The organism is Streptomyces asiaticus (assembly GCF_018138715.1).
Lineage (GTDB): Bacteria > Actinomycetota > Actinomycetes > Streptomycetales > Streptomycetaceae > Streptomyces > Streptomyces asiaticus.
In genome coordinates this window covers 7,466,029-7,486,592 of sequence record NZ_JAGSHX010000006.1, presented here as the reverse complement: position 1 = coordinate 7,486,592, position 20,564 = coordinate 7,466,029, and the positions used below count along the sequence as shown (strand labels likewise).

At 68.1% G+C, this 20,564-nt stretch carries 10 protein-coding genes and 6 pseudogenes; 9 read left to right on the top strand and 7 right to left on the bottom strand.

Annotated features, from left to right (window positions below; genetic code table 11):
• The first annotated feature begins 102 nt into the window (after nucleotides 1-102).
• Nucleotides 103-1,287, top strand: a complete 1,185-nt coding sequence (locus KHP12_RS39760) for an IS701 family transposase (RefSeq protein WP_210609097.1) — start codon at nucleotides 103-105, stop codon at nucleotides 1,285-1,287.
• A 605-nt stretch (nucleotides 1,288-1,892) separates the two neighbouring features.
• Here the strand turns inward: KHP12_RS39760 and KHP12_RS39755 are convergent.
• Nucleotides 1,893-2,003, bottom strand: a pseudogene (locus tag KHP12_RS39755) (winged helix-turn-helix transcriptional regulator); the annotation flags it as partial.
• A 93-nt stretch (nucleotides 2,004-2,096) separates the two neighbouring features.
• On the opposite strand from KHP12_RS39755, the pseudogene KHP12_RS39750 reads away from it, so the two are divergent.
• The 6 genes and pseudogenes from KHP12_RS39750 to KHP12_RS39715 form a co-directional block, all read left to right on the top strand.
• Nucleotides 2,097-3,187: pseudogene (locus KHP12_RS39750) on the top strand (integrase core domain-containing protein).
• 1,280 nt (nucleotides 3,188-4,467) lie between these two features.
• Nucleotides 4,468-4,947 (top strand): CU044_2847 family protein, encoded by a 480-nt coding sequence (locus KHP12_RS39745; RefSeq protein WP_086882722.1) that lies wholly within the window; start codon nucleotides 4,468-4,470, stop codon nucleotides 4,945-4,947.
• A 16-nt stretch (nucleotides 4,948-4,963) separates the two neighbouring features.
• A complete protein-coding gene (locus tag KHP12_RS39740) occupies nucleotides 4,964-7,174 on the top strand; it encodes a VMAP-C domain-containing protein (protein ID WP_086882721.1) in 2,211 nt (736 codons plus the stop codon).
• A 40-nt stretch (nucleotides 7,175-7,214) separates the two neighbouring features.
• Nucleotides 7,215-8,225 (top strand): AAA family ATPase, encoded by a 1,011-nt coding sequence (locus tag KHP12_RS39735; RefSeq protein WP_086882723.1) that lies wholly within the window; start codon nucleotides 7,215-7,217, stop codon nucleotides 8,223-8,225.
• Complete coding sequence (locus tag KHP12_RS52555; protein ID WP_281429937.1) at nucleotides 8,222-12,739, top strand: SAV_2336 N-terminal domain-related protein; 4,518 nt, start codon at nucleotides 8,222-8,224, stop codon at nucleotides 12,737-12,739. Before KHP12_RS39735 ends, KHP12_RS52555 begins: the two co-directional genes overlap by 4 nt.
• A 53-nt stretch (nucleotides 12,740-12,792) precedes the next feature.
• A pseudogene (locus KHP12_RS39715) lies at nucleotides 12,793-12,879 on the top strand (EF-hand domain-containing protein); the annotation flags it as partial.
• Between the two features lie 273 nt (nucleotides 12,880-13,152).
• On the opposite strand, the gene KHP12_RS39710 reads toward KHP12_RS39715, so the two are convergent.
• From KHP12_RS39710 to KHP12_RS39690, 5 genes and pseudogenes are all read right to left on the bottom strand, one after another.
• The gene (locus tag KHP12_RS39710) at nucleotides 13,153-13,953 is read right to left on the bottom strand and encodes an integrase core domain-containing protein (RefSeq protein ID WP_208653261.1); all 801 of its coding nucleotides are present in this window, start codon (nucleotides 13,951-13,953) and stop codon (nucleotides 13,153-13,155) included.
• Nucleotides 13,954-14,206: 253 nt separating this feature from the next.
• Nucleotides 14,207-14,848, bottom strand: coding sequence for an integrase core domain-containing protein (locus KHP12_RS53015; protein ID WP_425574618.1), 642 nt, complete (start codon nucleotides 14,846-14,848; stop codon nucleotides 14,207-14,209).
• Nucleotides 14,838-15,065, bottom strand: a pseudogene (locus tag KHP12_RS53855) (integrase); the annotation flags it as partial. The pseudogene KHP12_RS53855 and the gene KHP12_RS53015, both read right to left, overlap by 11 nt.
• 365 nt (nucleotides 15,066-15,430) lie before the next feature.
• A complete protein-coding gene (locus KHP12_RS39695; RefSeq protein ID WP_086885956.1) occupies nucleotides 15,431-16,525 on the bottom strand; it encodes a serine hydrolase domain-containing protein in 1,095 nt (364 codons plus the stop codon).
• A gap of 3 nt (nucleotides 16,526-16,528) precedes the next feature.
• Nucleotides 16,529-17,044 carry an ArsR/SmtB family transcription factor gene (locus tag KHP12_RS39690; RefSeq protein ID WP_086885955.1) on the bottom strand — a complete coding sequence of 172 codons (516 nt, stop codon included), beginning with the start codon at nucleotides 17,042-17,044 and terminating at the stop codon, nucleotides 16,529-16,531.
• A 194-nt stretch (nucleotides 17,045-17,238) separates the two neighbouring features.
• Here KHP12_RS39690 and KHP12_RS39685 point away from each other — a divergent pair.
• Both KHP12_RS39685 and KHP12_RS39680 read left to right on the top strand, forming a co-directional pair.
• Nucleotides 17,239-17,676: pseudogene (locus KHP12_RS39685) on the top strand (integrase); the annotation flags it as partial.
• A 129-nt stretch (nucleotides 17,677-17,805) separates the two neighbouring features.
• A pseudogene (locus KHP12_RS39680) lies at nucleotides 17,806-18,908 on the top strand (integrase core domain-containing protein).
• Between the two features lie 350 nt (nucleotides 18,909-19,258).
• On the opposite strand, the gene KHP12_RS39675 reads toward KHP12_RS39680, so the two are convergent.
• On the bottom strand, nucleotides 19,259-20,212 hold the full coding sequence (locus KHP12_RS39675) for a tyrosine-type recombinase/integrase (protein WP_086879387.1): 954 nt from the start codon (nucleotides 20,210-20,212) through the stop codon (nucleotides 19,259-19,261).
• Nucleotides 20,213-20,564 lie beyond the last annotated feature (352 nt).

Genomic DNA, 20,564 nt, shown 5'->3' with positions numbered 1-20,564 from the left:
GGCCACGAGTTGGTCATGCCGCTGGCGGCCGTGCAGTGTCTTGACCTAGTACTGCAACGGTGCTTGCCGTGACTGCTGACCAGGTCGGTCGTTGGTGTGGTTATGGGTGGGGACCTCGCTGATGTCAGGTTGTGGGCGGCTGAACTGGACGCTGTGCACGAGCGATTCGTGCACCGTTTCAGCAGATCGGAGCCCCGGGAGTCGGCACTTGCTTATATGCGGGGCCTGATCGCTCCGCTGCAACGGAAGAACGGCTGGACGCTGGCGGAAGAAGCCGGCCATACGGGCCCGGACCGTATCCACCGGATGCTGAACCGGATCGAGTGGGACGCCGACGAGGTGCTCGACGACGTGCGTCAGTACGTGGTCGACAACCTCGGCGACCCCGATGCCGTCCTGGTCGTGGACGACACGGGCTTCTTGAAGAAGGGGACGCGGTCGGCCGGGGTGCAGCGGCAGTACTCCGGCACCGCCGGGCGCACGGAAAATTGCCAGGTCGGCGTCTTCCTCGCCTATGCCACCGACCGTGGGCGGACGCTGATCGACCGGCGTCTGTATCTGCCCGCCTCCTGGACCGACGACCGCGAAAGGTGCCGCCGGGCCGGCATCGAGGACGAGGTCGCCTTCGAGACCAAGGTGGCCATGGCCAAGGCGATGGTCCGCCGCGCGCTCGCGGACAAGATCCCGTTTCGCTGGGTGACCGCGGATGCCGCTTACGGGTTCAGCAAAGGCTGGCGGTCGGAGCTGGAGCGGGCGGACGTCTTCCACGTCATGGCCACCACCCGGCACGACACCGTGGTCACCCGCTGGGCGATCGACCATCCCGTCCACGACCTGTTTCCCGGTCTTGCCCGGCAGAAATGGAAGCGCCGTTCCTGCGGCACCGGGGCCCACGGCCTGCGGATCTACGACTGGGCCCGTGTCGAGGTGCGGCCCTGGCACCGGCCCGACCGCCGCCACTGGGTGGTCGCCCGCCGCAGCGTTGCCCGCCCGCAAGAGATCTCCTACTACATCGCCTACTGCCCCACCGAGACCACGCTCGATGATCTGATCCGCATTGCGGGCAGCCGGTGGGCCATCGAGGAATGCTTCCAGAGCGCGAAGCAGGAGTGCGGCCTGGACGACTACCAGGTGCGTCGCTATCCCGGGTGGCACCGCCACATGACCCTCGCCATGGCCGCCCATGCCTGCCTGAGCGTCCTGCGAGCCCGTGAGCTGGATGCCGGGAAAGCAGAAACGGATCCTCCCAGCTCATCCACCTCAGCCTCGCCGAGATACGACGGCTGATCACCCGACTCACCGACCGCCGACCCACACCCGTCGAGCACATCCTGCACTGGTCGACCTGGCGCCGACGACGACAACACCAGGCCCGCACCAGCCACTACAAACGACGCGGACACAGCCCCTGACCTGCCCACCAGTCACGACAAGCACCGTTGCAGTACTAGTCCTTGTCCGGTCGATCACGTGACTGCCTCGTGTCTGGGTCGTTGATGTGGCATGGGGCGTGCCGGACTTCCCAATCAGCGGTGTGCATCGTGAAGTCGCAGGTCACGGGCCTGGTGTGAAAGGCGAGTTGGGTACTCGTGCCGGTCATCGGCCGATGACCATGGCGTAGATCATCGGGCAGGTCTGGCTTCGACGGGATGCCGGGTTCGGCTGCACCTACGACCGGCCCCCGCCGACGGGGATGTCGCGTCCGCCGTGGACCACGCGCTTGACCTCGTGCACCGCACTTGGGGTGAGGCCGGTGAGACGCTCGTGGTCGTGGCCAGGACCACCACCCCGATGTAGCAGATCGTCCAACGCGTCGAGAGCCTGTAGACCGAGCGCGGCCGGGCCGATACCGAGTAGCGGCCGAGAGGATACTCAGTGCCCTAGCGGGGGTCTCAGTCGCTGTGGGTAACCGGTTCGGGATCGGCGTCGAGCGCATCGAGCACTGCGTCGCCGTTCGCCCTCGCCCACTCGGTCAGCATGTGGATCGGATCGATCAGCGTCGCTGTGGGTGCCGAAAACCTCATCCGTAGGCTGTGACCTGCAGGATTAAGGATGCGGCTGAGAGTCACCGGGCTGGTACGCCAGGATGATCCATCGTGCTGCTGCGACTCCTCTACCTCACGCTTACCAACGTGTTCGCTCTCCTGCGGCTGCTGCCGATGAGCGACACCGACAAGAACGTCGAGATTCTCACCCTGCGCCACAACTGGCCGTCCTTCAACGCCAGGTCGCCAAACCCCGGCTCACTCCGCCCGACCGCATATTCCTCGCCGCCCTGCTGCACCGGCTCCCCCGCACCACACTCCGGCGACTTCATCTGATCGTCTCCCCCGACACGGTCCTCCGCTGGCACCGCGACCTCCTACACCGCCGCCACGCCAACGCCTCCCGCCGCAAACGGCCAGGACGACCACCCACCCACCGCAGCATCCAAACCCTCATCCTGCGCATGGTCCGAGAAAACCCGAGCTGGGGATAGAGAAGAATCCACGGCGAACTCGCCACCCTCGAGATCAAGGTAGCCCCCTCCACGGTATGGGAGATCCTCCAGCACAACGGCATCGATCCCGCACCCCAGCGCGACCGCCAGACCTGGACCACCTTCCTCCGCGGCCAAGCACACGCAATTCTTGCCGCCGACTTCTTCGAAACCCGGACGCTGACCGGAGCACGCCTGTACGTCTTCGCCGCCATCGAGCACGCCACGCGGCGTATACGCGTTCTCGGCGCAACCGCCCACCCCACCGCAGCGTGGACCACCCAACTTGCCCGGAACCTCGCCATGGACCTCCACGGGGCCGGCGCGACGGTGAAGTATCTGATCCGTGACCGCGACCGCAGATACACGGATGCCTTCGACGCCGTACTCGAGGACGAAGGCGTCGCCATCATCAAGACCGGTATCCGCGTACCCCGCATGAACGCAGTAATGGAACGCTGGATCCGCTCCTGCAGAACCGAACTACTCGACCGCACCCTCATCTGGAACCAAGCGCACCTCCTGCACGCACTCCGCGAATACGAAACCTTCTACAACCAGCACCGACCCCACCGCACCCTCCGCGCCGCAGCACCCCTGCGCCCACTCCCCCGTCCCCTCACCAATCCCGAACAGCTCAACCGCCTCGATATCCGGCGGAAGGACCAACTCGGCGGCACTCTCCACACCTATGAACATGCCGCCTGACCAGCTCGGATGTAATAATCGGCACCCACAGGCTTTACCGCCGCTTGGCGCAGGCCGCCCACGACGACCAGGTTGCCCGCACACAGCCTGCCTGCGGAAACCAGCCAGCGAGATCGTCGGTAGCTCCAGTTCCCCCTGTCGCATGGGGAGCGCGCCTCCGTGCTCCCACCTCGAAAGCGGGTCGGGAGCCGACAAGGGTCCTTATGCCTCTCGATGCACAGAGCATCCGAATCGATGGGGTGACCTCGCGGGCCCGCGGTTGACGACGGCGCACAGGGGCGCGGTACGGCACCGCACGTCTACCGGATTGGGTGACGGACAAACCGGGCGGCGTTGACACGTCTGCGAGTTGGGACCACGAGGGCTCCCAGAGCGCTCCCACTTGCTCCCAGCCCGGAAATGGTTAAGGCCGCCTCCGCTACCCGCAGAAACGGCCTCCGACCTGCGAAAACGCTGGTCGGGACGACAGGATTTGAACCTGCGACCCCTTGACCCCCAGTTGCGTCGAATCCGAGCGGCGTGCTCCGGTCCGTTCTCCCAGGTCGTGCTGACGCACAATCAGCCGAGTAAAGGAGTCCACCCTTTTCGGCTTCTGCGTCCCGAGTTGCCTGGAAGCTGGCATCGTGACCGGGCGTCGCATATGTACAGCATACGCCCGAAGCCACGCCCAGCACAGACCCAAACTCTCTCCACCACACCCGCTGCAGGCAGGCCACTACCTCATGGACTTCGGCGACCATGCCAAGTCGGCCAGGTCGTCATCCGCGATCGCAGCGCCTGCTTCGCCGACAGCTTCGATGCCGTCTTCCAAGCAATCTGCGTGTGGACCAACGGCACATCGGCCCTTCCCCGGGTGACGGACACCGGGGACCCGCTGCACGTCCTGCGCGTCATCCCGAACACACATCAGCGTCATCTGCACCCGCTCTGCCACATGGCCGTCACTGGCGAGCAGGGTGGTCCGCGCTCGCAAGTATGCCGGAGGGGTCCTTCCTTCGCCGTTCTTTCCAGCTCATCGGCGAACCAGGTCACCGACCTCACCCCATCGGCCCGCCCACGACACCGGTACGCGGCCCCGCCGCCCGCAGCGCATCCCAACGTCCCCGGCCTTCCAGGGCGCGATACCGTTTAGCGATAGCCGTACTACCGCGAATTCCTACGGCAGCAGCCCCACGACAGGCCCCGGAACGGAGTCTTTTCGGCCCAGGCGCTCAGCCCCGCGCCCACTGGATCTGCGCAATCGCGCGACGGCAGCTGCCCGCCGTGGCAAAATCTCCCGCATGGGGGACGTGCATCTGACTTTCGACGACGGCTCCACCGTGCGCCTTCATCTCGCGCCCAGGACCGGTTCCACTCAGGTCCCGGCGGATGGTTCGCAGCACGGGAGCAGGACAGGCGAGCCCTCTGATCTGGAACTGCCGGAGGATTTCGGCAGCGCCCAGCCAGTGAGCGTCGGCAGCCGCGCCGCGCAGGCACTCACCCGCGGGGGCGAGGCTCTGACCCAGGCTTTGAACCCGCTGGGCGGTGTCCTCAGCAGTATCCACCAATCCTTCTCCCAGTTCCCCGTGCGCCCTGACGAGGTCACCGTGGAATTCGGCGCCACGCTGGGCAGCGACCTGAGCCTGGGCGTCTTCTCGGGCAAAGGCGAGACGAGCTTCACGGTGAGCGCCACGTGGAACCTCTCCGAGCAGCCGACTGCCGCTCCCCCCTCGCAGTCCGGCGGTTCCTCCACCGGAGCATCGAGTTCCGTGACGTCGTGACGGGCGGAGGCCGAGCGTGAGCGGGGCACCATCCGACGCGGCGTTGCACCAGGCTTTCGTATCGGTGCGAAGCCAGGTTCAGCCCGTCGGCGCCGGCGTCCTCATCACCCAGAATCTGGTACTCACCTGTGCGCATGTGGTCAACAGCGCACTGGGCCGAGATCGTTTCACACAGGCAGTGCCCGACCGGAACCAGGTGGTCAGACTGCGCATGCCGCATGTGTCGGCCGGACAGGAGTTCCATGGTCGCGTCGTCCCGGAGATGTGGCGGCCGCCGAGGGCCAGGCGGAGCGGGCCGGCCCAGCCGCCCGCACCGGACATGCTCCCCTACTACGGCGATCTGGCAGTGCTGGAACTCGACATACCCGCGCCCTCGGGCGCGGAGCCCGCCCCCTTTCTCGCCCACCGGGACGGCGGCGAGGTCGTGGCGCTCTGGACCAGCGGTCATGAATTGCCCACCGTGCGCGCGGTGCCCCGCGTTTCCTCCGGGCAATGGATCGCCCTGGATGTCGTCGGAGGCCGGGTCGCGAAGGGATTCAGCGGAAGCCCGCTATGGGATCGGGAACGCCAGGCCGTGGTGGGTGTGGTGGTCGCCGAGCACGGGGTTGGCAACGCCCGCACGACGGGCGCGACGCGGGCGGACCACGATGGCCACCTGAACACGTCGGCGGTTCTCCAGGCGATGTACGCCATCGGATTGCCCACCATCGAGTCGGAGCTCCCCGAGCTTCCGCCGGTCGCGGTTCCGATGGCGGCGCGCGGACGACAGCAATTGCTCGCCGCGCTGGAGCAGTTGCTTCCCAACCCTCAGTCGCTGGCGGAGTGCACTCGATGGCTGTCGACGCGCCTGGGCCGGGCAACCGGTGACATCGCGGTCACGGACCCGGCCCGCCTCGTCGGCTTGGCCATGGGTGTACGGCGCGGCATCCCGGAGCTGCTGGACGTCGTCCGCACCCACCTTTCCGGACGCGCCCCCTCCCCCGACCCGTATGGAACGCCGGGCTGGGCACATCTGCTCCGGGTGGCCCGGGTGGTGAGCCCCCGCGAAATACTCACCCTCCGTCAGCAGCGCGATCTCACCGGACTGCTCGCTCACTGCCGCACGACCGACCCCACCTCTCTGCTGCGAAAGGTTCTGCCATACGCCGACGGGCTTCCGGCAGTGTCCTCACCCGCACACGCGATGGAAGTCCTCGAGGGATACGAAGCGCCCGCCGGACAACCGATGCCGCCCCTGCTGCAGGGTGCCGTCCGCGTCAGCCTGGAGGAGCGCGAAAGCGGGGCCCACCCCTCGGACGACCTGGACGCCTGGGTGGACATGGCCGCCGCCCGTTTCGGGATCCCGCTCGCGGGGGTCGAGCAGTTCCGCGCGGACGTAGCCGCCGAGGCACGGCTGCCCCATCGCGCCGACGCGGGCCACGGGCCACACGCACCCCGGGTTCAGATTGAGCTTCTTCCGGTGGCTCCGGGTAACCGGTTCACCTATCAGATCTGGGTCTGGACCGACGGGGGCAGACACGACGTCGTCCTCACCCAGGACACCGAGGTCTCCAGCCATCACGTGGTGGAGTCCATCCGGCATGTGCTGCGCACCGAGGTGGAAGAGCACCCGGAGACAGCGCTGGTGGAGTACTTCGTGGCGTCGGCGTGGCTGCGGCTGGAAGTGGACACCTGGCAGTGCGGCGAAAACGGTCCCGACGGAGCCTTCCTGCCAGGGATCACGCGCCGGGTCGTGCTGCGCAGTTCGCAACGGACGCGCGAGACATACGCCGGCTGGAAGCGGCGCACGAAGGCGCTCGCCGCCTCACGCCACCTGGTGCTCGACGGGCGGAGCGCGGACCCGGCGGTCGCCCAGGCGGTACTGGAGATCAATCCGGACGCCGGAGTCGTGATCGTGTGCTGCGACCGGCAGCGTCAGAGTTCCCTCCTCCAGCAATGCATCCAGGCCGGAGTGCACACGGTGCTCTGGCACCGCCACGGCGACGGTGAGGACATCGCGGCCGAGCTGGTGAATCTCGTCGAAGGTGTCGACCACCACGGCCTTCCGGAAGCCGTGCGCATGGAGCGTGCCAAAGCGCTCGCGTGTCCGGAATCCCCCGTTCACCACGGCCGACAGCTCTCGCTCCTCCACGACGGGCCGGATCACAGACCCCCACCGCTCGCTCCCGACGCATGGACGCTGACCCACCCTGACCGGAACCACGACACACCGGAACCACGACCGTGACGAGAACCGTGACCGCTGGACCACCGAGGAGACCGTGACCGTGTCGCAGCAACCGCCCGCACCGCCGGACGACCACGGCGATCGGCCCGCGGAATGGTGGGTGTTCCGCGGCCCGGCCGAACTGCCCGCTCCACCGCCCTGGCGGCGCGTGCCGACGTCCCGGCGCTCCGACCGGCCGCGAACGTATCTGCTCAACCGCGATCAGGTGGCGGTGGTCAACGCGGCCTTGCACCTGCGCCGCCCCTTGCTCGTCACTGGACGCCCCGGGACGGGCAAGACGTCTCTGGCACATGCCGTGGCGGAGGACCTCGGCCTCGGCGAGGTGCTGCGCTGGCCGATCAACAGCCGCTCCACCCTGGCAGACGCCCTCTACCGGTACGACGCGGTGGGCAGACTCCGCGAGGCGTCACTGCGCCGGGAGCGCGAGAGGGCCGGACACGCACGGCACAGGCTCCGGCAGCGCGGCTCCCGGGCATCCGACATCGACGACTACCTGCGGCTCGGCCCACTGGGCACCGCCCTCGCGGCCACGGGCGCTCCGCGCGTACTGCTCGTCGACGAACTGGACAAAGCAAATATCGATCTGCCCAACGACCTGCTGGTGGTCCTGGAAGAGGGCGAGTTCGAAATCCCCGAACTGGCGCGGCTGCCCGAGCACCAGCAATCGGCCGACGTGCTCACCACCGGCAGCAGGAAACGCGCCCACGTCGAGCGGGGAGTCGTGTCCTGCGAACACTTCCCGGTAGTGATCATGACCAGCAACGGGGAACGGGACTTCCCGCCCGCGTTTCTGCGTCGCTGTGTCCGGCTCGACCTCCCGGACCCGGACGAGTCCAAGCTTCGGGACATCGTCCGCCACAACTTCGGAGAGGCAGCCCTCTCGGAGGCCAATGACCTCATCGAGACCTTTCTCCACCGCACCGCCACCCAGACGCTCGCGACGGACCAGCTTCTCGCCGCCATCCACCTGCGGCTCACCGGCGCCGATCTGAGCCACGAGGAGCTCGTCAACGCAGTGATGCACCGCTTGGACGAAGCGCTCTCGACATGATCGAACGGCTGCGACGCATCCTGGACGGCGTCGGCTATGACGTGGGAGCCACCGAACTCCTCGACGTCCTGTGGCTGGCGCGGGCCATGAAAGCCGGGCACGACCTGGGCGACGGCACCCACACCGCGGCTCCGCCCCCAGCCGCGCCGCACACCGCAGCCGATGCCGACCTCGTGGGTCTTCCACCTGCGTCGCCCCGGCCAGCGTGCCCCTCCGAAACGGCCGCCGGCCCCCACGCCACAGGCGGCCGGGAAGTGTTCGGCACCGGGAGCGCCGAAAGCGCATCCGGCACGCCCGCACGCGCCGTACGCGTCCCGGGCCCGCGAGCCCTGCCCGGCATGCACAGCCTGGCAGGAGCGATCCGCCCGCTCCGCGGCCACAGCGACCACCCGTACAGGGTCGTCACCGACATCGAGGCGACGGTACGGCAGACAGCGGAGTCCGGGGTCCTCGACGTGGTGCCGCGCCCCCTCCAGGAACTGCGGTACACCGCCGTACTGCTCGTGGACGACAGCCCGTCCATGCGGGTCTGGCGCGCGACGGCGCGGGAAGTGAAGCGTCTTCTCGAGCGCAGCGGCGTCTTCCGCAACGTTCGGGTGCGCCGGTTCACGCCCGGGGGACGGGAGCCTTCCGTCGCCGCGCCACACTCAGACCGCTCTGTGGTCTTCGTGTTCAGCGACGGTGTGCACGCGGCCTGGCGGAACGCGGCGATCGGCACCGTCATCGCAGCGTGGGCCCGGACCGGACCGGTGGTCGCGCTGTCTCCCCTGCCCCGCCGCATGTGGCGCGGCACCGGCCTCGCCACCGAGCCCTATCTGCTCACGGCCGCTCGCCCATTCCCGGGGAACGGAGATGTGGTGGCGCGGGATCCCCTGTCCCATGTCCCGGTGGAGCCCGTGGGTCCGCCCGCGCTGCCGGTGGTGACGCTCTCCGCCTCGTCACTGGCCACATGGGCCCGCTTCGTCGCCGCGCCCGGTGTGCCTCGGCTCATCGAGACAGCGTGGCCTGGGCAGTCCAGCGACGAGCGAGGCCGATGGGGGAACGAGGAGCCCGCGGACGGGGCCTCCGCCGAACAGCTCATCCGGCGGTTCCGCAGCTCCTTCTCACCCGAGGCATATCAACTCGCCGTGCGCCTGTCCGCGATCCGGCCGCTGAACGTGCCTCTCATGCAGTTGGTACGGGCCGCCGCACTGCCGGCGAGCACACCGGCCCATGTAGCGGAGCTGCTGCTCGGCGGTCTGGTCATGCCCTCGGAAGAGGAATCAGAAGAGCGCTCGGAAGAGGAAGCGGAAGAGCGCCGACAGTGGCAACCGCCGGTGTCGCGGCTCCTGTGGGCGGAAGAATCCAGTTATGAGTTCAAGCCTGGTGTCAGGGAGCTGCTGTCGGCCGGTCTCAGCACCGAACAGTGCATCGATCTCGCCGAGACCGTCGGACGTGCCTTGGAGCCTTACGTCGGCAGGCTCCCCGCCTTCGCGGCACTGATCGCCGACCCCCATGGCCAGAGCACCATCTCGGAGGGGACATCAGCGTTCGCCATGCTGGTGGGTCCCGTCCTGGAGCGGCTGTACCACGTCCAGGAGCCCGCGACCACCCCTGAGACCGCTCCGCCCATGGTACGCTCCGCGCCCCCGGCCGAGCCCCGCGCGGAGACGGTGACCCCATACGCGCCCGTGGCCCCGCTCCGATTCACCATTCTCGGCCCACAGCTGGCGTGGCGCGGCAGCACCGCGGCGGACGCCGGCCCCTCGCGGCAGCGCGCGGTGCTCGCCGCCTTGCTGCTGCGCACCGGGCGAGTTGTCACCGCTGCCGAGCTGATCGACGGTGTGTGGGGCGACGAGCCTCCGATGTCCGCGCCACGGACCCTGCGCGGCTACATCGCGCAGCTGCGCGAGTTGCTCGCCCCTGACGTATTCGTATCCCACGAGTTCGAGGGCTACCGGCTGCGGAACCCCACTGGCGACCCCGTCGAACTCGATCTCGATCTGACAACCGTCGAGCAGCTGGAAAGCGAGGCATCCCGCGCCCGGCAGGCCGGGGACCTCACCGCGGAACGCGACCACCTAGCGGATGCCCTCTCGCACTTCAGCGGCGAACCACTCGCCGGGGTACCGGGGCCCTTCGCGGAGGGACAGCGCGCCCAATTCATGGAGTGGCGGCTCAATCTCCAGGAAAGGCTGTTCGCCGTTGAGCTGGAACGGGGGCGGCACACGGATGTCCTCGAAGAACTCGGCGTCCTCTCCGCGGATCATCCACTGCGTGAGCGCCTCAGAGCTCTGCTCATGCTGGCCCTGCACCACAGCGGGCGGCCGGCGGAGGCACTCGCCGTCTACGACGAGACACGCCGCATGCTCAACGAGGACTTGGGGATCGATCCAGGTCCCGAACTCGTCGCGGCACACCGGTTCGTGCTGGGCCAGGGTGACACACCACGGTTCTCCGCGCCGCCCGCGCAGCAGTCAGGGCCGACACCACGGACATTGCTGGCATGGCGCGAGACGAAAGGCTGGCATTTCACCGTGCTCGGGCCTGTGCGGGCCCAGCACGACGGCCGCAAGCGCAGTGTCGGCTCGCCCCAACAGCGGGCTGTGCTCGCTGCCCTCCTGCTGTATGAGGACCGCTCGGTGACGGCCGCCGAGTTGATCGACGGCCTGTGGGGCGCAGAGCCGCCCGACGCCGCCCACGCGGCGATTCGGACGTACGCGTCCCGGCTGCGCAAAGCCCTCCAAGACTTTCCCACAAGCGATACAGAGGGCTACACGATACGGCTCAAACCGCATGAGCTGGACCTCACCGTGGCACGCGAGCTGGCGGAGGAGGCGCGGGCTGCCGAGGCAGTGGACAATCTGCCGCACGCCATCGCCCTCCTCGGCCGTGCCCTCGACATGTGGGACGGCGAGCCGCTGGCCGGCGTTCCCGGTCCATACGCCGCTGCCCAGCGCATACGCCTCCAGGAGTGGCGACTAGAGCTCCTGGAGCAGCGTCTCAGCCTGGAACTGGAGGTCGGACGCCATGCCGAAGCAGTCCCCGAACTGATCGCGCTGACTGCCGAACACCCCTTGCGCGAGCGGTTGTGCGAGCTGCTCATGCTCGCGTTGTACCGCAGCGGGCGTCAGGCCGAGGCCCTCGCGGTGTACGCCCACTTCCGGCTCCTTCTCGCGGACGAACTGGGCGTCGATCCTGGTCCGGACCTCGCCGAACTCCAGCAACGCATCCTGCAAGCCGACGAACGGCTGGCCGGACCGATCCATGCGGCGACAGCGGCCGTGCCTCCGCCGACGACCCTCGGCCCGGGAGACATGGCGGAGGCCGGGACGTCGCCGGGAAGCGGCCAGGACCGCCGACGGCCGTGGCGGTTCCGTATGTCCGACGACATCTCGGGCACGCCGACGGTCGCCGGGAACCTGCTCTACGTCACGTCGTTCGAGGTACACGCGCTCGATGTGGCCACCGGGCGGCGGCAGTTCAAGACGCGTAACGTGGCGTGGGCCATGGCGGTCGCGGACGGCCGTATCCACGCCTCCGACGGCCCGACTCTGTACGCGCTGGACGCGGAGGACGGCGCCGAGCGCTGGCGGCTGTCGACCGACGGCTGGGTCTACTCCCTGAAGGTCGACCGCGGCACGGTCGTCACCGGTACGCGCGGCGGTGGCGTCCAGGCGTGGGAGGCGGCCAACGGTGAGCTGCTGTGGGAGATGCAGGGGCTCCAGACCGACTTCGAGACGCCCGAGTCCGGCCCGGCCGTCCACGACGGCACGGTCTATGTGCGGGCGGACGCGCGGCTGCGCGCCCTCGAGGCGCGCACCGGCGCGGAGCGCTGGTCGTACCCGGTGGGCGACGCGGCGTCGTGCGGCGGGGTGCCGCTGCGTCTGCTGGCGGCGCCCGACGGGGTGGTCTACGTCTCGGCGGGGACGCGGGTGCTCGCGCTCGACATCGCCCGCGGGGATGTGCGGTGGCGTTTCGAGGCGCCCGCCGTCTTCCTGTGCGCCCCCGCGTACGCGCCGGGGCCCGCGGTCACCGGCGGCGGTATCTACATCGCCGACTGCCTCGGCACGGTCTACGCGATCGACGCCGCCAACGGCCGCGACCGCTGGCGCATCGCCACCGAGGCCCGGCAGTCCATCGAGCCGGTGCTGGTGGCCGACGGCTCGGTCCATCTGGGCAGCGGCACCGCGCTCTACACGCTCGACGCCGTCACCGGCACGCCCAAGTGGCGCTTCAGGGCGGGCGGCGAGGTCATCGGCTCGCCCGTCGTCGCGGACGGCCGCGTCCACTTCGGCTCAGCCGACAGTTGCCTCTACACCGTGGACGCGGCGGGCGGACAGCTGCGCTGGAAGCTGGCGACCGGCGGCGAGATCACCGGATCCCCGGTGGCCGCCGGGGGCGTGGTGTACGCGTGCAGCAAGGACCGCTGCGTCTACGCGCTCGACGCGGCCAAAGGCACCGCCCAGTCACCCCCAGCCCGCCGACAAGTGGCCGGGACGGGGTCCCCCGACGGGCTGAGAGGTACGCGCTGACGATCTTGGAGTCATGGGCGCCCGTAAGCGAAGATCGCAGAAGGACGGAGCACATGGCGGACATCGTGGAGACGGCGGCGCGGAAGGTCTTCGACCGCTACGACGTCGATGGGGACGGCCTGGTCACCGCGGATGAATACGCCTGACACTGCCGGGTCCGGCACGTGAACGTGCGGCAGGCGGTGCGGCCCCTTCCCGCCACCGCGTGGCGTACCGAATATCGCCGGCAGTGCTACAACGGCTCTGACGTCGGATCGGAGCCTGAAGGGGACGTACGTTGCTCGGTCGCTCCGAGGGGCAGGGCCGCTGACGCGGCGGTGCCGGACGGTGCCGTGCCGCCGAGAGGAGTGGGTGTGGGGCTCTGTTATTTATCGCCGCTGGTCAAATACCCCTGAAGGGTGTCAATGTTCCGATCAGGCTGCTGAGCTGGGCTTTCCCTGCGGATGATGAGGCAACCGGGGTGACATGGTGCGGTACTCGTTGAGCAGCCCGCCGAGTTCCTGGCGGCGCCTGACCATGGCAGCCGGAAGAGGAATGACGTTCGGGTCGTCGTCAGGGGCACGTAGGCCGAGGCTGCGGTGAGCCCGCCCCGCGTTGTAATGCTCGGCGTACTGGTTGAGGACAGTACGCAGGTGCCGTTCACCGGTGCTCAGGAGTCGGTCGGTGCACTCGGTACGGACTGTGCGTATCCATCGTTCGGCGAACGCGTTTGACCGGGGACTTTGCGGCGGAGTCAGGACGACGGGTGTGCCGTTGTCAGCCAAGACGGCATCGAATGCGGCGGTGAACTTACTGTCTCGGTCACGGATGAGGAACCGGAAGCGCCCGGCTCTGTCGTCGAGGTCCATGAGCAGGTTGCGGGCGAGTTGGGTGACCCATGTGCCGGTCGGGTGAGCGGTGACGCCAAGGACATGGACGCGCCGAGTGGCAATCTCCATGACGAAAAAGACATAGAGACGCTTGAGGAAGACGGTCTCCACGTGCATGAAATCGTAGGCGAGCAGCGTGTGGGCCTGGGAGCGCAGGAAGGAACGCCAGGTCTGCTGGGAGACTCGCTGCGGTGCGGGCGGTAGACCGATCCGGCGCAGGACTCGCCGGATCGTGGCGGCCGCGGCCCGATGGCCGAGCCGCCGCAGCTCACCTTGAATCCTGACGTACCTGAAGGGTGTCTTTATTGCCGTATGGTGGGTGACCTGGGCTTTGCGATCGTCCAAGTATGGGCATGATCACTGATCGTGGGTCTGCGACTGCTCTACCTGATCTTCTGCCGTCTGTTGGGCTGCTTCCTTTTGCTGGGCTGCTCGACCGCCGCGAACAACGCCAAGATCCTCGCGCTTCGCCATGAGGTCGCCGTGCTTCGCCGGCAGATCGAGCGCCCGCGGCTCTCATGGGCTGATCGTGCCGTGCTCTCCGCTCTCGCACGGCACCTGCCACCCGTCTTACGCCTGAAGGGTGTCAATATTCCGATCAGGTTGCTGAGCTGGGTGTTTCCTGCGAACGATGAGGCAGCCAGGGTGGCCTTGGGTAATACTCGTTGAGCAGTCCACCGAGCACCTGGCGGCGCCTGACCGTGGCTGCCGGCAGGGGGAAGACGTTCGGGGCATCGTCTGGGGCACGTAGGTCCAGGCCGCGGTGGGCTCGTCCGGCGTTGTAGTGCTCGGCGTACTGGTTGAGGACCGTTCGCAGGTGTCGTTCACCGGTGATGAGGAGTCGGTCGGTGCACTCGGCGTGGGTTGTGCGTATCCATCGTTCCGCGTAGGCGTTGGACCGTGGGCTTTGTGGTGGAGTCGGGATGACGGCTGTGCCGTTGCCGACGAAGACGGCGTCGAGAGGGGCGGTGAACTTGCTGTCTCGGTCGCGGATGAGGAACCGGAAGCGCCCCGCTCTGTCGTCGAGGTCCATGAGCAGGTTGCCGGCGAGTTGGGTGACCCATGTGCTGGTCGGGTGGGCGGTGACGCCCGGGACATGGACGCGCCGGGTGGCGATCTCCATGACGAAGAAGACATAGAGACGTTGGATCGCTGCGGTGCGGGGGGGGTAGACCGGAGCGGCGCAGAACGCGCCGGATCGTGGCGGCGGCAACCCGATAGCCGAGCCGTCGAAGCTCACCTTGGATTCTCACGTATCCCCAGGTGGGGTTCTCTCGCGCCAGGCGCTGGATGAACGCCGCAATCTCATCCGCAAGCGGTGGCCGACCGGGCGCGGTTGGAGTTTGGCGCCATTTCCAGCGCACCAGACGACGGTGCCACGTCAGCAATGTGCCCGGTGTGACCACCCGATGGCAGCGCAAGACAGGTGGCAGATGCCGGGCGAGAGCGGAGAGCATGGCACGATCAGCCCACGAGAACCGCGGCCGCTCGACCTGTCGGCGAAGCACGGCGACTTCATGGCGAAGCACGAGGATCTCGGCGTTGTTCGCGACGGTCGATCGGCTCAACAAGAGGAGGCAGCTAAGTAGTCGGCAGAAGATCAGGTAGAGCAGTCGCAGACCCACGATCACTGGTCATGCCCATACTCGGACAATCGCAAAGCCCCAGGTCAACCACAGTACGGCAATAAGGACACCCTTCAGGTACGGCGCCGGGCCCCGGGGCGGAGCGAGAAGCGGTACGACGTGTTCACTCGGCGAGTGGGGCCACCTTCCCGCATCCACCGCCCCCGGCGTCACGGCGTCGGGGGCGGGGATCCGGCTCAGTCCGCGTCGAGCTCGCCGAGCAGGGCGATGGTGAGCTCGTCGACCGGGCGGGCCCCGGAGCCGGTCTCCTGGCTGAAGGTGTTCACCATCATCACCACCGCCGTCCCGCTCTCCCGGCTGAACGCCGTGCAGGTGCTGAATCCGCCGGTGCCGCCGTTGTGCCAGGTCATGGTCCGGCCGCTGGGCAGCGGGCTGAGATGCCAGCCGAGGCCGAGCCGCAGGTCGCGGTCGACGGTGAAGTGAGGCCGCTGGGTCAGCTCGATGGCGGCCCGCAAGGGCGAGCGCTCCGGGCGGAGTTGGGCGCCCAGGAAGCGCAGCATGTCATCGGCGGTGCTGTAGATCGAGGTACCCGCCGCGCTGAGCACCCGGTCGTGCCAGTCGGGAACGGCCTCCCCGTCGAGATGCCCGACGGCCTTGCGGGAGGCCATATCCGGCCGCAGGGTCGTCGTGGTGTCCGACAGACGGAGCGGCGCGGCCACCCGGCGCCACAGCATCGCGTCCACGGCGTCGAAGGCCAGCGCCTGGCCCAGCAGTCCGAAGCCGAGGTTCGCGTAGGCGTATGTGCTGCCCGGCTCGCTGTTCAGGGTTGTCTCGCCGAGCCCGGCGGCCAGGTCGTCCAGCGTGTAGCGGGCGTACGGATCGTGGGGATCCGCTCCGGCGAGGAGGTTGGGCGGCAGCGAGGGCAGACCGGAGGTGTGGGTCGCCAGATCGGCCAGGGTGATCCGCCGGGGGCCCTTGCGCGGGACGGGGAAGCGGGCGGGCAGGACGAGCGGTGCGTCGAGGCGGGTCTCGCCCGCGCAGACGGCGCGGGCCAGGGCGGTGGCGGTGAGTGTCTTGCCGATCGAGCCGAGCTGGAACACGGTCCGGCCGTCCGGTGCCGGTGCCTCCCCGTCCTTGGCCGCGCCCGCCACGTAGGGACGTCCGCCGTGGATAACCCCGCAGACCGCGCTCGGACTGCCGGCGGCGAGCGCCCGGTCCAGTTGACGCCGTACCCGCGCGGGCAGGGTCCCGTCGGCCGCGGCGGCGGTCCCGGGCAACAGCGATACGCCCGTCGCCGCCGTCGCCACGGTAAGAAATTTCCGTCGGTCCATGGGTCACTCCCCCGTCGTTCGGTTTCCTGTCGGCACCACGGTGGACAGCAGCACGAGCAGCGGCACCACCCTGCCCGGAGGCACCTGGTAGTGGCCGCGTCCCTCGGCCTGGAGCCAGCCGGCCGCCGTGAGCTGCTTGAGGTGGTGGTAGAGCTGGCCGGTGGTGTTCAGCCCGGCGGTCTCCTGCAGTTCGGCCGCGGAGCGGGTGCCGCGCAGCACCGCCCGCAGCAGGGTGAGCCGCACCGGGTGGCCCAGCGCGGCGTACGGCGCGGCGTGTTGGGACCAGTCCGCGTCGAGCAGCCCGTGCGCCGCCGCGCCCTGCTGCCATTCGTAGTGCTCGCCGTTGGGCAGGTCGACCGCGCCGGTGAACAGCACCTGCCCCTGCCCCGTGAGCCGTCGGCGCAGCCCCTCGAGCGCCCAGAACACCTCGTCCCGGTCTGCCTCCGGCGGCGCGGACTCCAGTCGCGTCACCCGCTCTTCGAGCGCGGCGACCCGCTCATCGAGGGACTCATCGGCCATGGGTCGAGGTTACGTTATTACGGAATAACAGAGCAAGGGGATCGTTACAACAGCACCGCGATTGCGCTTGCCGAAAATGTCGTCAGCCCTGGTGGAAGGGGGTGTGCGCGGTGTACCGGAGGTCGACCGGCGAAGTCGCCAGAACAGGCGCTCTCGCGAGGCCGACGCTCACCGCGGCAAGATGATCGGCCGTGCTGCTGCTGCGACTGGCTTACCTCGGCGTGACGAACGCGTTCGCGATGCTGCGCCTGCTGCCGATGTCCGACCGGGACAAGTGCGCGGAGATCCTCGCGCTGCGCCACCAAGTCACCGTTTTGGAACGTCAACTCGACAAGGGCAAGGTCCTGTTCACGCCCGGCAATCGGGCGTTCCTGGCGGCGCTGCTGCACCGGCTGCCACTTCACGTCCTGCGAAGACTACGGCTACTCGTCCGCCCCGACACGGTGCTGCGTTGGTACCGCACCCTCGTCAAACGCCGTCATGCCGCCTCCTGCCGGCCCAAACGCCCGGGACGACCCTGCACCGCGCGCTCCGTCCGCATCCTGGTGCTGCGGCTGGCGAAGGAGAACCCGAGCTGGGGGTACAGGCGCCTGCACGGCGAGTTGCTCGTGCTGGGGGTGAAAGTGGGCGCGTGCTCTTGCCGAAAACCTCATCCGCCCTGGTGGGAGGAGGTGCGCGCCGTGTACGGGAGGTCGACCGGAGAAGTCGCCTGAACGGGCGCTCTCGCGAGGTTGGTGCTCGCCGCGACAAGATGATCGACCGTGCTGCTGCGACTGGCCTACTTGGGCGTGACGAATGCGTTCGCCATGCTGCGCCTGCTACCGATGGGCGATCGAGACAAAGCTGTTGAGATACTCGCCTTGCGCACCAGATCACGGTGCTGGAACGCCAACTCGGTAAGGACCGGGCACGGTTCACTCCGAGCGACCGAGCATTTCCGGCGGCGCTGCTGCACCGGCTCCCCATGGACGTGCTCCGCGGAGTGCGGCTGCTGGTGCGTCGGGACACAGTGCTCCGCCGGCACCTCGACCTTCTCACCCGCCGCCATGCTGCCCGCCTCCCGGCCCAAGCGTTCGGGACGGCCGCGGACCGTGCACTCCGTGCGGGCCCTGGTGCTGCGCCTAGTGCGGAAGAACCCCGGCTGGGGATATCGCCGCCTGCACGGCGAACTGCTCGTCCTGGGCGTGAAAGTGGCCGCTTCAACCGTCTGGGAGATCCTGCAAGAGGCCGGTATCGATCCAGCATCCGAGCGGTCCGCCAGCACCTGGGCGAACTTCCTGCGCTCCCAGGCCGACGCCCTACTGGCCTGTGACTTCTTCGAAACGGTCACCCTGTCCGGGGCTCGGATGTACGTGCTTGCCGTCATCGAGCATGCCAGCCGACGGATCCGGGTCCTGGGTGCCACCGCGCACCCAACCTCTTCATGGGTGGCGCAGACCGCGAAGACCCTCGCCATGGATCTTGAGGACGCGGGCTGCCGAGCGCGTTACATGATCAGGGACCGGGACGGAAAGTTCTCCGACCTGTTCGATGCCATCCTGGCGGATGCAGGGATCGAGGTCGTGCTCGGCGCCGTTCAGATGCCGAGAATGAACTCGATCATGGAACGGTGGGTACAGACCTACAGACGGGAACTCCTGGACCGCACCGCACCCTGGTTTGGAACCATCGGCACCTGCTCCACATCTTGCGCGAGTTCAAGCAGTTCTACAACGCACACCGGCCGCACCAGGGCATCGCGAACGCCAGACCGCTGCACGCCTTACCCACGCCGATCGACGATCCTGAGCAACTCAGCCGTCTCGACATACGACGAAGCGATCGACTCGGCGGGATCCTTCACGAGTACCGACATGCCGCGTGACCTGCATGGATGACATTCTCGGCAAGGGCAGTGCCCCCGCGCCGCCCAGGATGCGCCCCCAGGATCATCCTTCGCTCCGCTTTCGACGTCGCGCCTCAGCGGAACGCTTCGCGAGTTGCAGCATGTAAGCCGTTCGGGCGTGTACCGCCATCTGCTGGCGGACATTGGGCGGGAGGGCCCCCTCTGGGTCCACCTGGCGTTCGAACCGCTCGAGGAACGCCGCCGTGCCCGCCGCGGTGCGAGCCGTCCGGTCACTGGTATTCGCCCAGGACGCGTGCGCGGCCAACCTCGCGCGGTACCTCCGCTGCTGGGCAGTCTGACCCGGCTTGCGAACTCGCCTTTGAGAGGGTTCAGACATCATCCCCGATTCCCATCCTGAGGTGGGTCTCCTGGGCACGTTCCGCTGCTGCGCTGGCACCGTAGTGGCGGGGCATGTCATCGGAAGTCCATCCCATGAGCAGCATCAGGTCACCACTATCTCCACCAGCACGTTTCCATGCGTGGGCAAAGGCGTGTCGCCAGCGGTGAGCATGGATACCGGTCAGTCCAGCGGCCAATCCGCGTCGCCTGACCATGATCTTGATGCCGTTGGGGGCCAGTGGCCGGCCACCGCGGTCGGCAAGCCACAAGTCGGGCAACGGCGCGCCATTGTGCTGTGCCCGAGCCCGCAGGTAGCGGCTGAGTGCCCGGGCGGTCCGGTGGCCGAAGCGTACGCGGCGGTCTTTACTGCCCTTCCCGTGATAGTGGACCGAGTCAGTGTTCAGGTCGATGTCCTCCACCTTGAGGAAGCCAACCTCGGACAGACGCGCGCCCGTATTGCACAGCAGCCGGATGATCGCCTCGTCACGGACCTGTAGGAACGTTTTCCCTCGGCAAGCGGCCAGGATCTTGGAGGTGTCCTCAGCCTGCACAATCGGGATGAGCTTCTGGGAGGTCCTGGGCTGCTTGACGTGCTCCATCGGCGAACGGTCGATCTCCCCCTCGTCGACCGCCAGCCACTTGAAGAACTGCTGCAGCGCCTTGTGCTTGTTCACTGCGGTCGAGGCTGACCGACTGCTGATCATCCACGCCTGGAATGCCTCGATCTGCGGCTTCGTGACGTTTAGCGGATCATGCGTTCCCTCTTCGCCTCCTGAGCCACGACCACCGAGGTATCGGGCCAGCTGGGCTACGGCCAGCAGGTAGTTGTAGCGGGTGGTTTCGGGATAGTTCCCCGCCCGCAGCGTCCGATCCCAATCCCGCAGAAACCCCGCCCACGCGCCCGACATACCCAATGTGATCTTGTCCAGATCCAAGAGCTGCATCGGCTCTCCTCAGTCGGTCTCCTCCTGCACACTAAAAGACCGAGATTCAGCGCATTCTTGGACACATGACTTCCGGACCATCTGTTTTCACAAGCCGGAATGTGCTCGGGCGGGACGGCGGCCGTGGTACTGGCCGACAGCGGTGAGCGATTCTCTACCGCCGTGTCACGTCTGGAGGGTTTGGAGGAACGACGAGGGCGCGGCAGGCCGCTGGCATCGCGTGTCGGGAGTAGCCGGGCCACCCGTAGTCCGAAGGCGCGAGCAGCCCAAGACCGGTTCGTAGGCAGTAGTCGGCGGCCGCGGCAGTGCACCGGTCCGGTCCGTCGAGCAACCGCTGCCTCAAGGCATACCG